The organism is Variovorax sp. 01T439_2 (assembly GCF_056398445.1).
On record NZ_JBFTPJ010000108.1, the window covers coordinates 1 to 14,832 of the forward strand.

At 69.3% G+C, this 14,832-nt stretch carries 14 protein-coding genes; 7 read left to right on the forward strand and 7 right to left on the reverse strand.

The features are described from left to right. From AC1DOC_RS07665 to xylF, 4 genes are all read right to left on the reverse strand, one after another. The coding region (locus AC1DOC_RS07665) for an ROK family transcriptional regulator (protein ID WP_478129615.1) at positions 1-650 on the reverse strand (650 nt) is incomplete at its 3' end. Between the two features lie 19 nt (positions 651-669). After that, positions 670-1,446, reverse strand: coding sequence for an ATP-binding cassette domain-containing protein (locus AC1DOC_RS07670; protein WP_478129616.1), 777 nt, complete (start codon positions 1,444-1,446; stop codon positions 670-672). Between the two features lie 211 nt (positions 1,447-1,657). After that, on the reverse strand, positions 1,658-2,848 hold the full coding sequence (locus AC1DOC_RS07675) for a sugar ABC transporter permease (RefSeq protein ID WP_478129617.1): 1,191 nt from the start codon (positions 2,846-2,848) through the stop codon (positions 1,658-1,660). 115 nt (positions 2,849-2,963) lie between these two features. Further along, positions 2,964-3,986 (reverse strand): D-xylose ABC transporter substrate-binding protein, encoded by a 1,023-nt coding sequence (xylF, locus tag AC1DOC_RS07680; protein ID WP_015867772.1) that lies wholly within the window; start codon positions 3,984-3,986, stop codon positions 2,964-2,966. Positions 3,987-4,238: 252 nt separating this feature from the next. Here xylF and AC1DOC_RS07685 point away from each other — a divergent pair, with 252 nt between their 5' ends. Genes AC1DOC_RS07685 through AC1DOC_RS07695 form a run of 3 tightly spaced genes read left to right on the forward strand, consistent with a single transcriptional unit; the run spans position 4,239 to position 6,497 of the window. Then, entirely contained in the window at positions 4,239-4,670 is a 432-nt protein-coding gene (locus AC1DOC_RS07685) for a VOC family protein (protein ID WP_278879865.1), read from the forward strand. A gap of 9 nt (positions 4,671-4,679) precedes the next feature. Then, positions 4,680-5,591, forward strand: a complete 912-nt coding sequence (locus AC1DOC_RS07690; protein WP_369663736.1) for an amino acid ABC transporter substrate-binding protein — start codon at positions 4,680-4,682, stop codon at positions 5,589-5,591. Positions 5,592-5,630: 39 nt separating this feature from the next. Next, complete coding sequence (locus AC1DOC_RS07695) at positions 5,631-6,497, forward strand: LysR family transcriptional regulator (protein WP_369663737.1); 867 nt, start codon at positions 5,631-5,633, stop codon at positions 6,495-6,497. Here AC1DOC_RS07695 and AC1DOC_RS07700 read toward each other — a convergent pair. Together AC1DOC_RS07700 and AC1DOC_RS07705 are read right to left on the reverse strand one after the other, a co-directional pair. Next, positions 6,491-9,049, reverse strand: a complete 2,559-nt coding sequence (locus tag AC1DOC_RS07700; protein ID WP_478084353.1) for a PepSY domain-containing protein — start codon at positions 9,047-9,049, stop codon at positions 6,491-6,493. The two genes, AC1DOC_RS07695 and AC1DOC_RS07700, sit on opposite strands and share 7 nt — an antisense overlap. A gap of 52 nt (positions 9,050-9,101) precedes the next feature. Next, entirely contained in the window at positions 9,102-11,033 is a 1,932-nt protein-coding gene (locus tag AC1DOC_RS07705; RefSeq protein WP_478129618.1) for a TonB-dependent siderophore receptor, read from the reverse strand. A gap of 212 nt (positions 11,034-11,245) precedes the next feature. Between AC1DOC_RS07705 and AC1DOC_RS07710 the strand changes: the two genes are divergently transcribed. From AC1DOC_RS07710 to AC1DOC_RS07720, 3 genes are read left to right on the forward strand one after another with little or no spacing between them, the layout of a single operon-like run. Further along, complete coding sequence (locus AC1DOC_RS07710) at positions 11,246-12,259, forward strand: thiamine pyrophosphate-dependent dehydrogenase E1 component subunit alpha (protein ID WP_369663740.1); 1,014 nt, start codon at positions 11,246-11,248, stop codon at positions 12,257-12,259. Continuing rightward, positions 12,250-13,212 carry an alpha-ketoacid dehydrogenase subunit beta gene (locus AC1DOC_RS07715; RefSeq protein WP_478129619.1) on the forward strand — a complete coding sequence of 321 codons (963 nt, stop codon included), beginning with the start codon at positions 12,250-12,252 and terminating at the stop codon, positions 13,210-13,212. The genes AC1DOC_RS07710 and AC1DOC_RS07715 overlap by 10 nt, the downstream gene beginning before the upstream one ends. A gap of 13 nt (positions 13,213-13,225) precedes the next feature. Continuing rightward, on the forward strand, positions 13,226-13,648 hold the full coding sequence (locus AC1DOC_RS07720; protein WP_478129620.1) for a MarR family winged helix-turn-helix transcriptional regulator: 423 nt from the start codon (positions 13,226-13,228) through the stop codon (positions 13,646-13,648). 3 nt (positions 13,649-13,651) lie between these two features. On the opposite strand, the gene AC1DOC_RS07725 is transcribed toward AC1DOC_RS07720, so the two are convergent. Then, a complete protein-coding gene (locus AC1DOC_RS07725; protein ID WP_478129621.1) occupies positions 13,652-14,413 on the reverse strand; it encodes an SDR family oxidoreductase in 762 nt (253 codons plus the stop codon). Positions 14,414-14,529: 116 nt separating this feature from the next. Here AC1DOC_RS07725 and AC1DOC_RS07730 point away from each other — a divergent pair. Next, a partial coding sequence (locus tag AC1DOC_RS07730) for a LysR family transcriptional regulator (protein WP_478129622.1) occupies positions 14,530-14,832 on the forward strand: 303 nt, incomplete at its 3' end.

Sequence of the window (14,832 nt, forward strand, 5' to 3'; positions counted from 1 at the left end):
AGCTGCTTCACGAGCCCGCCGACCATCGCGGTTTCCTCGGGCCCGAGCGCGGCGGCATCGGCGTCGTTCTGCAGTTGCACCGTGACGCCCGGCAGCCCGGCCGCGGCAAAGGCTTCTTCCAGCGCGGGCAGCAGGCTCACGTTGCGCCAGCCGAGGTTGGGCGCAAAGCGGACCATGCCGGTGCAGTCGTCCACCGCGCCGGGCACGCAGACGCCGATGCTCGACAGGCGCAGCCCCAGTGCATTGAGCTGCCCATGCGCTGCCGCGGCCATGCGCGCGACCTGCGCGCAGGCGCCGGCCGGTGCGCTGTCGGCTAGCACCTGCGTGTCGGCATGCAGCACCTCGCCCTGCAGCGAGACGCACACCAGGCGCACCGTCTCGACCGCGATCTCGACGCCCATCAGCGCGCGCACGCCGACGTTGATCCGCAGCGGCGTCGAAGGCCGTCCCAGCCCATCGGCAACGGTGGTGCCGGCTTCGCTGAGCCAGCCCTCGTCGAGCAGTTCGCGCACCAGCAGGCTCACGGTCGACTTGGTGAGGCCGCTCTCGCTCGCGAGCCGTGCGCGCGACAGGCCGGGCCGCGCGCGCAGGAGGCGCAGCAGCACGCTGCGGTTCATGCGCTTGAGCAGCTGCTGGTCGCCGATGGTCACGGGGCCACCCTGCCTTCGTTCACCTGTGGGCCTGCTCTTTTCCTTCGGGGCGCTTGCCGGCGATGATCATGCCGAGCACTTCGTCTTCGGTGACGTCCGCGGTGCGGTAGGTGCCCACGAGCCTGCCGTTYTTCATGACCGCGACGCGGTCGCTCAGCGAGAACACGTCGGGCATGTCGTGCGTGATCAGGAAGATGCCGACGCCATCGGCCTTGAGCTGCTTCACGAGCCCGCCGACCATCGCGGTTTCCTCGGGCCCGAGCGCGGCGCAGGGCTCGTCCATGATCAGGATGCGCGCGTTGAAGTACAGCGCACGCGAGATCGCCACCACCTGTCGCTGCCCGCCCGAGAGCCTTCGCACCGGAATGCGGATGTTGGTGAAGTTCTTGTTCAGGCGCTGGAACACCTTGCGCGCCTGCACCTCCATGAAATGATCGTCGAGCGTGTTCCAGCGCGTCATCTTCTCGCGGCCGAGAAAGAGGTTCGATACGGAGTCGAGGTTGTCGGCCAGCGCGAGGGTCTGGTAGATGGTCTCGATGCCGAGCGCCTGCGCCTCGGCGGGCGTGCGGATGTGGACCTTCTCGCCTGCGATCAGCGTGTCGCCCGAGTCGACCGGATAGGCGCCCGCGAGCATCTTCATGAGCGTGGACTTGCCCGCGCCGTTGTGGCCGAGCACCGCCACCACTTCGCCGGGATGCAGGTTGATGCTCACGCCGTCCACGGCCTTCACGCCGCCGAAGGMCTTGCGGATCTCCTTCAGTTCGACCAGGGGGTGCGAGGTGTCGACCGTGGTCATTTGAATTCCTTTTGCGGTGCGGCGCTTTTTGCGTGCGGGGCTCCGATGTTCAGGGCGCGTGCCCAGGCCACCGGGTACTCCCCTCCGCGAATGTCCCCCGCCTTCGGCTCCTCCTTGATTTCGCTGCGGGGAGCACCCAGTGCCCTGTGCACTGGGCACGCTCTGGGTGTATCGCTGATCAACGGCTGCTCTGTCCAACGCACTTTCATCTCTAGTTCTCCCCGAACTTGCGCCGGTACAGCACGTCGAACACCACCGCCACGATCAGCACCTGCCCGATGATCACCATGCGCTTGCCGATCGGCACGTCGAGCAGCAGCATGCCGCTGTCGAGCGACTGCATGATGAGCGCGCCCAGCACCGAGCCGAAGATCGAGCCGGTGCCGCCCGCGAGCGCCGTGCCGCCAATGACGGCGGCCGCGATCACGTACAGCTCCATGCCCGTGCCGAGCGAGTTGGTGCCCGCATTGAGCCGCGCGATCGACACAATGGCCGCCACCGTCACCAGCACCGCGAGCAGCGCGAACAGCATCAGCGTGACGCGCTTGACCGGAATCCCCACCAGCGCCGCCGCATCGGGGTTGCCGCCCATCGCGAACACATAGCGGCCGAAGCGCGTGCGGTGCACGATGAACGACAGCACGATCGCCACCACGGCCCAGATCAGCACCGGGATCGGCAGGCCCTGCGGCGCGTCCTTCGAGGCGATCTGGTAGTTGTTCATGACCGCCGCGAAGACGAACACCACGGCCGCCGGCACCGCCGTCAGCAGCAGCTCCAGCCACAGCGGCTCGTTGGGCATTTCGTGGTGCGCGCGTGCGCGGCGCTTCTGCAGCATGCGCGCGAACAGCACCAGCGCCACGAAGGCCGCGAGCACCCAGGTCATGGTGGTGCCGATGCCGCCGTCGTAGCCGCCGCCCAGGCGCTGGAAGAATTCGTCGTTCACGGGCTGCGTCTTGCCGTCGGCCACCAGGAAGGCCGCGCCGCGGAACGACATCAGCCCGCCGAGCGTGACCACGAACGAGGGCACGCCCAGCATCGCCGTGAGCCAGCCCTGGTAGATCGACACCAGCAGCGCCACCGCGAGCCCCGCGAGGCAGGCCGCGGGCCACGACCAGCCCGAGGTGTATTGCAGGTACGCGATCAGCACGCCGACAAAGCCCATGACCGAGCCGACCGACAGGTCGATGTGGCGCGCCACGATCACCAGCACCATCACCGTCGACACGATGCYCACCACCGCCGTCTGCTGCGCCACGTTGTAGAGGTTCTCGGGCGACAGGAACACGCCGCCCGACATCACGTTGAAGACCACCCCCATGGCGATCAGCAGCACGCTCATCAGCAGGAGCCGCAGGTCGACGCCCGTGCGCCGCCACCAGCCTGGCGTTGGATTGCTCATTTTTCAGGTCCTCTCGAAGGAACAACAGGTGCGCGGCGGCGGCCCGGGCCGGCCCATGGGCCGGCCGGACGCGGCAGTGCGGCGCGGATTGGCTTTGCTGCGCTGCTTGCTGCTGCTACTTGCAGGCCGCGGGTGCGCTGGCCGCCGGGACGCCCTTGCAGAGCTCGTCCTTCTTGATCCAGCCGGCCTTCACGACCACGTCGAGGTTGTCGCGCGTGATCGGCACCGGCGTGAGCAGGCGCGAGGACAGCGAGATCTTCTTCGGCCCGGAATTCCAGGGCGCGGCCTTCTCGACCGGCTTGCCCTGCGACAGCGCGATGGCCGCGCTGGCGGCCTCGCGGCCGAGTTCGCGCGAGTCCTTGAAGATGGTCGCGGTCTGCGTGCCCAGCGCAATGCGGTTGAGCGCCGCAAAGTCGGCGTCCTGCCCCGACACCGGAATGCCGCGCAGGCCCTTGGCCGTGAGCGCGGCCACCGCGCCGCCGGCCGTGCCGTCGTTGGCCGCCACCACCGCGTCGACCTTGTTGGCGTTCTTGGTGAGGATCTGCTCCATGTTCTTCTGCGCCACCTCGGGCTTCCAGCCTTCGGTGTATTCGTCGCCGACGATCTTGATGTCGCCCTTCTTCACCGCCGCGTCCAGCACCTCCTGCTGGCCCGCGCGCAGGAAGTCGGCGTTCGGGTCGCTCGGCGAGCCCTTGATGATCACGTAGTTGCCCTTGGGCTTGACCTTGAAGACCTCGCGCGCCTCCATGCGGCCGACCTCGACGTTGTCGAAGGTGATGTAGAAGACGCCGGGCGCCTCGATCAGCCGGTCGTACGCCACCACGGGCACCTTCTGGCGCGTGGCCTTGGTGACGGCCGGAAGGATCGCGTCCTTGTCCATGGCCAGCACGATGAGCGCCTTGGCGCCCTTCGACATCAGCCCCTCGATGTCGCCCAGCTGCTTCTCGGGCGAGCCGCCCGCGTCCGCGCTGATGTACTTGGCGCCGAGCTTCTCGAGCTGCGCCTTGATCGCCGCCTCGTCGGTCTTCCAGCGCTCTTCCTGGAAGTTGGACCAGCTCACGCCGACCACGGTCTGGGCCACTGCGCCCACGGCAGAAAGGCCGAAGGCCATGGCGGCCAGGGTGTGCTTGAGTTGCATGGATGTCTCTCCTTGGAAGGGTGTGCCCGGCGAAGAACGCCGTGTAAGAAATTAGTTAGTTTGAAGGGCGAACTAACTATCCCATCGCGGCCGCGCGCTGGGCACCCGGGAATTCCCGGGGGAATGCGCTCGGCCCCCGGGCACATCGAGCATCGAAAAGATCGATGCTCAGCAAGAAAATATATCGTTTTCGGTTATGAGGCGCGCTGCTTAAAGTCCGGGCCATCCTGAACTCACAGACCGATGGCCGCCATGAATGCATCCCCCACGAGAATTCCGTTCCACCTGGCTTTCCCCGTCCGCGACATTGCCGAAGCCCGCGCCTTCTACGGCGAGCTGCTCGGATGCCCCGAGGGCCGCAGCGCGCCCGAATGGGTCGACTTCGACTTCCACGGCCACCAGATCGTGGCGCACCTCGCCCCCGATGAATGCGGCCACAAGGCCAGCAGCGCGGTCGACGGGCACGACGTGCCGGTGCGCCACTTCGGCGCCATCCTCCCGATGGACCAATGGCAGGCGCTGGCCGACAAGCTGGTGGCGCGCCAGACCCGCTTCGTGATCGAGCCCTACATCCGCTTCAAGGGCGAGCCGGGCGAACAGGCGACGATGTTCTTCCTCGATCCGTCGGGCAATGCCATCGAGATGAAGTCGTTCGCGAATCTCGATTCGCTGTTCGCCGTCTGAAGGCGCCGCGTGAAGACACGACGCTTTCTTGCGGCCGCGGCCGCCACAGCACTGCTGCTGTCCGCCGCAGGCGCCGGTGCGCAAACCGACACCTTGAAGAAGATCAGGGAGTCCGGCGCCATCACCATGGGCGTGCGCGACGCCTCGGGCGCCATGTCCTTCACGCTGGGGCCGGGCAGCTACACGGGCTTTCACGTCGAAGTCTGCGAGCGTGTCGTCGCCGACATCGGCCGGGCGCTGCAGATCGAGAAGATCCACGTGAAGTACCAGCTGGTCACGCCGCAGAATCGCATTGCCCTGGTGCAGAACGGCACCGTCGACATCGAGTGCGGCACCACGACCAACAACACGGCGCGCCAGAAAGACGTGGCATTCGCGCCCACGCTCTACGTTGAAGGGGTTCGCATTGCCGTGAAGGCGGCCTCCGGCATCGTGTCGCCCGCGCAGTTCTCCGGCAAGGCGGTGGCCGCGACAACCGGCACCACCTCCGTCCAGCTCCTCAGGAAGCTCAAGCGCGAGGGTGCGGGCGAGATCGCGGAAGTGCTCGCCAAGGACAACAGCGAAGGCTTCCTGCTGCTCGAATCGGGCCGGGTGGATGGCTTTGCGGCCGACGGCCAGATCCTTGCCACGCTGATCTCCAAGAGCAGGGAGCCGGCGCAGTACAAGCTGCTCGACCAGGTTCTCAGTGTCGAGCCGATCGCGATCATGCTTGCGAAGGGCGACCCCGCGTTCAAGAAGCTCGTCGACCAGAGCGTGCTGTCGCTGGCCAGGAGCGGAGAAGCCGCGCGGCTCTACGACAAGTGGTTCATGCAGCCCATTCCTCCGCACAACTCGAAGGTCGGGCTGCCGGCCAGCGCGTTGACGAAGGCCGCCTGGGCCAGTCCGAGCGACAAGCCGATGGAAGCGTACGAGGCGCGATGAATCATTGAACCTTGCATCGATTCTTGAGATGCTCGGTTCATGATCAACGAACTCAGAACCTTCATCGCCGTCTGCCGCCACGGCACCTTTGCCGCCGCGGGAGAGCGGATCGGCCTGACGCAGTCGGCGGTCAGCAGCCAGGTCAAGCGGCTCGAGGAAGCCCTGGGGTTCGCGCTGTTCGAGCGCACCGGGCGCTCGGCCACCTTGAATGCGGCCGGCCAGACGACGCTGGCGCGCGCGGAGGAGATCTGCGCGCTCTACGCCAAGCTCGGCGAGCTTCCCGATGACGCCGCGAGCGGCGGGCTGCTGCGCATCGGCGCGATTGCCTCGGCGCAGTCGACGCTGGTCGCGCGGGCGCTTGCAAGGCTGCGCAAGCAGCAGCCGCTGCTGCGCGTGCATGTGTCGCCCGGCGTGTCGATGCGGCTGATGGACGAACTCGACGCGGGAACGATCGATGCGGCGGTGATCATCCGGCCGCCGTTCGGCATTCTTCCGGAGCTGGCGTGGCAGCCGCTGGTGCAGGAGCCGTATGTGCTCATCGCGCCCAAGAAACTGCCGGGAAAGGACTGGCGCGCGCTGCTCCAGGAACAGCCCTTCCTGCGCTATGACCGCGCATCATTCGGCGGCCGCATGGTGGAAAGATTCCTCCGGCGCGAAGGCATCGCGGTCAACGATTCGATCGAACTCGACGAGATCGCCGGGCTCATCCACATGACGTCCAAGGGGCTGGGCGTTGCGCTCGTTCCGCTGGTCGAGGCGCACCTTCCGCTGCCCGCGGGTGTTCGCATGCTCTCGCTCGGCGAGCTCACGTTCCACCGCGAGGTCGGCCTCCTGCTGCGCAAGCCACGCGCCAGCCCGCCTGCCGCCGCGCAGTTTGCGCAGTGCCTGCGGGAAGCTGCTCAATAGACGTCGCGCCGGTAGCGGCCCGCTGCCACCAGCGTGTCGCAGGCCGATGGTCCCAGCACCTCGCGCAAGGCCAGGTCGACGCCCGGCGCCATGCCCTCGAGGCTGCCGCAGACGTAGACCACCGCACCCTCGGCCACCCATTGGCGCAGCAGGCTGGCCGCCTCGCGCAGCCGGTGCTGCACATACAGGCGCTCGGCCTGGTCGCGCGAGAACACCAGGTCGACGCGCTCGAGCGCCGCGGCCGCCTGCCACTGTGCGATCTCCTGGGCGCAGAAGGCGTCGTGCGCGGCCTGACGCTCGCCGAACACCAGCCAGTTGCGCCCGTGGCCTCGGCGCACGCGCTCGCGAAGATGCGCGCGCAGGCCAGCAAAGCCGGAGCCGTTGCCGATGAAGACGCAGGGCGCCTCGTCATCCACGAGTGCGAACGCGGGATTGGGCAGCAGGCGCAGCTCGACCCGCGCATCCAGCGGCGCTCCCTCGGTCAGCCAGCCCGAGGCCACGCCCATGCCGTCCGCGTGGCGCGCCTGGCGCACCAGCAGCTGCACGCAGCCATCGGCCGTGGTCGAGGCCACCGAATAGCGCCGCGGCGCGAGCGGCACCAGGATGTCCGCCAGTGCCTGCGCGCTGGCCGCCGGCGCGGCCGGAAGCACGCTGCGGGACAGCGCATCTTCGAGCGTGCACGCGCGGCCATCGCAGCGCACGTGCGTTCGCCCGTCGAGGACGGCGCGGCGCAGCAGTTGCTCGACGGCGTGGCCGGACTGGCGCGGCAGCAGTTCGACGAGCGCACCCGGCGCCCAGGCGGCCGCGCCCGCATGCGCGAGCTCGATCTCGAAGAGCGGATCGCCCTGGCTGCCGGCATTGAGCAGCGTTCGCCGCACGAGGCGCCAGGGCTCGAAGGGCGCCGCCTTCGGTTCGTGCGACTTCCATGCGCCGGGCTGCAGCACGCCGAAGGCGTCGGCCAACGCGTGCTGCCAGCGCGCCAGCGCACCGGCATCGCCGTTGTGCACTTCGATCATCGGGAACAGCGCCTCTGCGCCATGGCCGCGCAGGTCGCGGTCGAGCGACCGGCCGAAGCCGCAGAAGTTGGCGTAGTGCCGGTCCCCGAGCGCGAGCAGGCCGTAGTGCACATGCTGCAGGCCAGAACCGGTCTGCAGCGCGAACTGGCGCGCAAAGGCGCGCAGGCTGTCCGGCGGATCGCCATCGCCGAAGGTGCTGGCCACCAGCAGCACCTTGCGGTAGCGCCGCAGCGCATCCACGCTCAGGCGCACCAGCGGCTGCAGCACCACCGCGACACCGGCCGATTGCAGCACCGCGGCCGTCTGCAGCGCGATGCGCTCCGCCTGGCCGGTCTGGCTCGCAAAGGCGAGCAGCACGGGCTCGGCGCCGGGCGCGTCCGGCTGCAGCGCAGGACCGAGCCGCGTGCGCTCTTCGCGCGCGGCCCGCTTCGTGCGACGGCGTCCGAGGTAGAGCATCCACCCCGTGACCGCGAACAGCGCCAGGCCCAGGCTGCCGAGCAGCATCACGATGCGACCCGGCAATCCCCAGTAGGTGCCCATGTGCATCGGATAGATGCTGTTGACCAGGCGGCCGGCCAGCGGCTTGTCGGCGTAGCGCTGGTGCCGGGAGGGCTCGCCGGTGGCGGCGTCAAGGTAGAGGCGGTTGCGTGCGCGTTCGTGCTCGGGGTGGGCACGCAGGTAGGTCACTTCCACCTGCGACGCATTGCGCGCCGGCGGGCGCAGCGTGGCCAGGCTCCAGTCGCCGCCGGTTTCATCGAGGAAGGACTGCCACACGCGCTGCAGGTCGGGCACCGCCTGCGCCTTGGCGGGCGCGCCGCCGGCCTGCATGCCCTGCGCACGGACCACGCGCCCTTCGCCCGCAGCGTTGTCGACCATCGCGCGCACGGCGTCGAAGCCCCAGTAGATGCCCGTGAGGCTCGAGACCAGGTACACCAGCAGCGCGAGGGTGCCGGCCACCGCATGCAGGTTCCAGAGAAAGGCGCGGCCGGTCAGCGCGAAGTCCAGCTTCAGCCAGGCCCGCCATGCGAGCGGCCGGCGCGGCCAGCGCAGGTAGAGGCCCGACAGTGCAAGCACCAGCAGCCCCGCGGCCAGGGTGCCGGTGACGGGCTTGCCCGCGTCGCGCGGCAGCAGCAGCCAGCGATGCAGGTGCTCGGCGAATTCGAAGAAGGCCTCGCCCGTGGGCACGGGCAGCAGCGCGCCGGTCCAGGGATCGATCAGCCGGACCTCGCCCTGGCGCTGGCCTTCGCGCGGCGCGAAGTTGACGCGCGCCGGCCGCCCGGCTTCGGCAAACACCGTGAGCGCGGCGATGCGCAGTGCCGGCTCCGCCGCCCGCACCTGCGCCGCGAGCGCCGCGGGCCGCAGCGCCGGTGCACCGGCGGGGTTGGGAATGTGGCGCAGCGCGGGATTGAGCGCGTCGACGATCTCCGCGCGAAAGGAGAGCACCGCGCCGCTCAGCCCGATCACGACGAGCACGCTTCCGGCCGTGATGCCGATGAACCAGTGGATCTGGAACCAGATCCGTCTCAGGAGAGCCATGGGGAAAACCGCCGAAGAATGTGGAGGGCCGCGCTGCTTGTTGCGGATGCGTTCAAAGGTCGACCTTGAGCGTCGCCTTGATGCTGCGCGGCGCGCCCACGGCCAGCCGGGTGCCGGCCGCCGCCCAGTAGCGCTTGTCGACCACGTTGTCGATGTTGACCTGCCACAGCGTGCGCTTGCCGAACAGCTGCGTCACGTAGCGCGCGCCCAGGCCGAAGAGGGTGTTGCCGCCGATGAAGGCCTGGTTCAGGTCGTCAACCGGCCGGCGCCCCGTGTAGTAGGCGCCCGCGTTGACCGACAGGCCCGGCACCGCGGCAATGTCGTACGAGAGGAAGGCACTGGCCGTTTGCCTGGCGGTGTTCTCGGGCATCTTGCCGTTGTATTGCGCGTTGATGCCGCGGAACTCGGCATCGAGCGACTGGGCCGACAGCTGCCAGGCGAGCGCGCGCGTCAGGCGGCCCTGCGCCGAAATTTCAAGTCCGCGGTAGCGCACGCCCTCCGCATAGGAGACGTAGCCCACCAGCGCGGGCGTGAACCTGTAGCTCAGCGCCGCGAGCGGCGTGGTCTTGCGCACGTCGTAGGCAAGCGACGGGATCGTGGCGCCCGCGCCCTGCGTGCTCTCGTAGTGGGTGCGGCGCAGGCCCGCCACCAGCTGCCACTGCGGCGAGAAGGTGATGCGGTCGAGCGCATAGAGCCCGAGCTCCTCGCTCTCCTGGGCGCCGGTGGTGGGCCGGGCCGGCCGCGCCGTCAGCGGCAAATAGCCGATGGGCACCGGGTTGTACAGGTTCTGCACGGTGCCGGCGCCGCCGTAGTTGCGCTGGAAGATCGGGTCCTGCGTCTTCTTGCTGCGCGCGGCGCCGAGCGTGAGCTCGTGCTGCACGCTGCCGGTCGAGAAGGTGCCGAACAGCTCGGTGCGCAGCAGGTCGGAGGTCTGCTTCAGGCTCTGGTCGTTGCCGGTGATGCGGCCGGCGCCGGTCAGCACGTTGTAGTTGCTGAAGCTTGCCAGCCGGCGGTCGCGCTCGGCTTCGGAGTGGCCGGCTTCCACAGTCAATGCCCAGTCGCCTCCGAGCGAATAGTCGGCGCGCAGTTGCGTGTTGGTGACCTCGGCGTCGAACACGGCCCACGGCGGCCCGAGCAGCTTGTCGGGGTTGGGCAGGGCGGGCAGCGCGATCACGCCGTTGACGGCCGCGAGCCGGGTGATGCCGGCCTGCTCGGTGATGCGCTTGCGGTAGTTCTCGACGTCGGCCTTCAGCGTGAGCCGGCTGTTGACCCGCCAGTCGAACGCGGCCGACACGAACCTGCGGTGGCCGTCCACGCCGTCGATGTTGGAACCGATGCGCCCGCCGGCCGCGTTGATGCGCAGCCCGTACTGCTTCTGGTCGCCGAACTGCCGTCCGAGGTCGAGCAGCGCCTGCGCCGAGCCGCGGTCGTCGAGCGTGAGGCCGACGGTGCTCACGGGCGTGCTGCCGGCGCGCTTGGTCACGAGGTTGACGATGCCCGCCGGCGTGGTGAAGCCGTAGTAGAGCGCCGATGCGCCCTTCAGCACCTCGACGCGCTCCTTGTTCTCCATCGGAATCTCGGAGACGTTGGGAATTGCGAGCGAGCCGTTGAGCCGGTAGTTCGTGCGGTTCTCCACCGCGATGCCGCGGATCACGAGCTGGTCGAAGGTGTCGCCGCCGTTCTGCTGGCGCGTCACGCCGGCCGTGTTGCGCAGCGCCTCGTAGATGCTGGCCGCGCCCTGCAGCTCCAGCACCTCGCGCGTGACGGTGTTGACCGTGGCGGGCACGTCCATGATGCCGGCGCCGCGGAAGGTGCCGGCCTCCACCGTGTTGGCGACGAAGCCGGTGGTCGCGCTGGATTCCACCGTGACGGTACCGAGCTGCCCGCGCGCCTCGGCGGCGGGATCGGCGGCGGGATCGGTGGTTTGGGCGTGGGAAAAGGCCCCCGCGAGCGCGAGAGGCGTTGCCAGAAAGAACTTGTGCATGGGAAAGGCTGGGGGCCGGCGCTGCTTCGGTCGACAGGGGCAGCAGCCGCAAAGGAATCGTGCGGACGGGGGCGCCATTCTACCGATGCATTTGAGAATCATTCTCAGACTTCCGCTGCCGGCGCATGAGAGGGGTAAGCCCTGTGAGGCGATATCGTCACGCTTGATACGATTTTTGCCGGAACGCCCTCGTCAAAGGCGCTGGAGACAAGATGGACCCGAGCAATTCAGGCACGGCGCTGTACCGCGCCATGGTGCGCATCCGCGCCTTCGAAAACGCCGCCGAAACCGCGAGCCAGGGCGGCGTGAGCGCCTATGGCCAGCAGGCCGCCGGTGCCGCCAAGGTGCGCGGCCCGCTGCATCTTTCGACCGGCCAGGAGGCGGTGCCCGCGGGCGTCTGCGCGCATCTGCGCACGAGCGACTACCTCACCTCCACGCACCGCGGCCACGGCCACACGCTGGCCAAGGGCGCCGACCTCGCCCGCATGATGTGCGAGCTGTTCGGCAAGGCCACCGGCTTCAACGGCGGCAAGGGCGGCTCGATGCACATCGCGGACTTCTCGGTCGGCATGCTGGGCGCGAACGGCGTGGTGGCCGCGGGGCTGCCGATTGCGGTGGGCGCGGCGCATGCGCAGAAGCTGCTCAGGAAAAATGGCGACATCACGGTCTGCTTCTTCGGCGACGGCGCCATCAACCGCGGCCCCTTCCTCGAAGCGTTGAACTGGGCGCGCGTGTACAGCCTGCCGGTGCTCTTCGTCTGCGAGGACAACCGCTGGAGCGCCACCACCGCGAGCGGCCCGATGACGGCCGGCGAGGGCGCGTCGGCACGCGCCGCGTCGATGGACATCGCGGCCACGCAGGTCGATGGCAACGACGTGTTCGCGGTGCACGGAACCGCCGCGCGGCTGGTCGCCGAAGTGCGCAGCGGCGGCGGACCGCGGCTGCTGCATGCGCTGACCTACCGTGTGAAGGGGCATGTGTCGGTCGACCTCGCGGCCTATCGCGATCCGGCCGAACTGGCGGCCGCGATCGAGACCGATCCGATCGCGCGGGCGCGCGGGCAGCTGCTGGACATGGGCGTGGCCGCCGCGGCGCTGGATGCCATCGAGAATGCCGCGCGCGACGAGGTCGATACCGCCCTCGCCATCGCCAACGCGGCGCCCTGGCCCGAGCCGAGTGCCGCGTTCACCGACGTGCAGACCACGGGGGCAGGCCAATGGTATTGAAGGATTTGAGTTACTCCGAGGCCGCCGTGCTCGCAATCCAGCGCGAAATGGAAGCCGACCCGCGCGTGGTGGTGCTCGGCGAGGACGTGGGCCGCGGCGGCATCTTCGGCCAGTACAAGGGCCTGCAGCAGGCCTTCGGCGACGAGCGCGTGATCGACACGCCGATCAGCGAGGCCGCGATCATGGGCGCCGGCGTGGGCATGGCGCTCGCGGGCCTGCGGCCCGTGGTCGAGATGCGCGTGGTCGACTTCGCGCTCTGCGGCATGGACGAGCTGGTGAACCAGGCCGCCAAGAACCGCTTCATGTTCGGCGGCCAGGGCCGCGTGCCGCTGGTGGCGCGCATGCCCGGCGGCATCTGGGACGCCTCGGCCGCGCAGCACTCGCAGTCGCTCGAGGCCTGGTTCGCGCATCTGCCCGGCCTGGTGGTGGTGAGCCMGTCGACGCCGCAGGACAACTACGGCCTCCTGCGCGCCGCGCTCGCGTGCGGCGACCCGGTGGTCTACATCGAGCACAAGACGCTGTGGGGCCTGCGCGGCGAGGTCGACGAAGACATCGCCGTGCCGCTCGGCAAGGCGCGGCGCGTGCGCGAAGGCAATGCGCTCACGCTCGCGAGCTGGAGCCGGCAGATGCAGGCCTGCGCCGCGGCCTGCGACGCGCTGGCGGCCGAAGGCATCGCGGTCGACCTGATCGACCTGCGCACGCTCTGGCCCTGGGACCGCGAGACGGTGCTCGCGTCGTGCGCGCGCACCCAGCGGCTGCTGGTGGTGCACGAGGCGGTGCAGGTGGCCGGCTTCGGTGCCGAGATTGCCGCCAGCGCCGCGGAGGCCACGGGCTGCCGCGTGGCGCGGCTCGGCGCGCCGCGCATTCCGGTCGGCTATGCGCCGGTGCTGGAGGCGCAATCGCGCGTCGGCGCCGAAGCCATCGCGGCCGCGGCGAGAAAACTGCTGGGCTGAACCGCGCCGCGCCATGGACCCGCTGTTCTTCAAGCTGGTGCGGGTGGTCAACCTCACGGCGCGGCCCTTCCACGAGAAGGTGGGCCGCGAGCACCACCTCACGCTCAACGAATGGCGTGCCATGGCGGTGCTCGGCGCGCAGCCGGGGCTCAATGCCACGCAGATCGCCGATTTCACCGGGCTCGACAAGATGGCGGTGAGCCGCGCCCTGGCCGGCCTGAAGCGCCACAAGCGCGTGCAGYTCCTGGGCGACCCCACCGACCGGCGCCGCAGCCGGCTCTACCTCACGGCGGCGGGCAAGGCGCTGCACGAAACCGTCGGCATGCTGGGCCGGCAGCGCKAGGCCGCGCTGTTCGAGGGCATCGAGGCTGACGAGCTCGCCCGCCTCGATGCCACCCTGGACAAGCTCATTGCCGCCGTCCAGCGCGCGGAGTAGCCATCAAGCGGCGAAACCGCCGTCGATGTTGAGGCTGGCGCCCGTCACGAAGGCGGCCTCGGGGCTCGCGAGGTAGGCCACCATGCCGGCGATTTCCTCGGGGCGCGCGTGGCGGGCCAGCGCCATCAGGCCGTGCATCGCGGCGGCATTGGGGCCGTCGACCGGGTTCATGTCGGTGTTGACCGGGCCGGGCTGCACGTTGTTGACCGTGATGCCGCGCGGGCCGAGGTCGCGCGACAGGCCCTGCACCAGGCCCTTGAGCGCCGACTTGCTCATGGCATAGGCGCTGCCGCCGGGCCAGGGCATGCGCTCGGCGTTGGTGCTGCCGATGTTGATGATGCGGCCGCCTTCGCCCATGTGGCGCACGGCCGCCTTGGCCGCCACGAACACGGCGCGCACGTTGATGTCCAGCGTGCGGTCGAAATCCTCGAGCGAGAAATCGTCGATGGTGCCGGGCAGGAAGACGCCGGCGTTGTTGACCAGCACATCGAYGCGGCCGAGCTTGCGCGCGGCCTCGTCGATGCCGGCGGTGAGYGCGGCRGCRTCGGCGCTGTCGATCTTCAGCGCMAGSGCRYGGCCGCCTTCGGMCTSRAGGCTGCGCACSAGTTCSTCGGCCGGSGCGCTSGAACTSGCRTAGCTGAAGGCAACGGCGGCGCCGTCCTCGGCCAGGCGGCGCACGATGGCGGCACCGATGCCGCGCGAGCCGCCGGTGACGAAAGCGACCTTGCCCGCGAGCACGGGGGAAGTGGATTTGCTGAGAGCCATGGTGATGTTTTCCTATCGGTTGTGAGGTGGAAGACCTTCAGTGTCGGGATTCCATTACCGTTGCGGTAGCCATCAATCGGTCCAATCAGATTCAACTATTGATTGAAAATAGGCCCATGGAACCGCTCAATCACCTCCAGTCCTTCGTGCAGAGCGCCGAAAGCGGCAGCTTCTCGGCCGCCGCCCGCCGGCTCGGGCTCACGCCGGCCGCGGTCAGCAAGAACGTCGCGCGGCTCGAAGCGCGGCTGGGCGTGCGGCTGTTCCAGCGCAGCACCCGCCGCCTCACGCTGACGGAGGGCGGCGAGCGTTTTCTCGGCCAGATCGGCGGTGCCCTTGCCACGCTGCAGGACGCGGTGGCCGGGCTCTCGAAGGACGACGGCCAGCCCGCCGGCACGCTCAAGGTGAGCATGGGCCAGGCC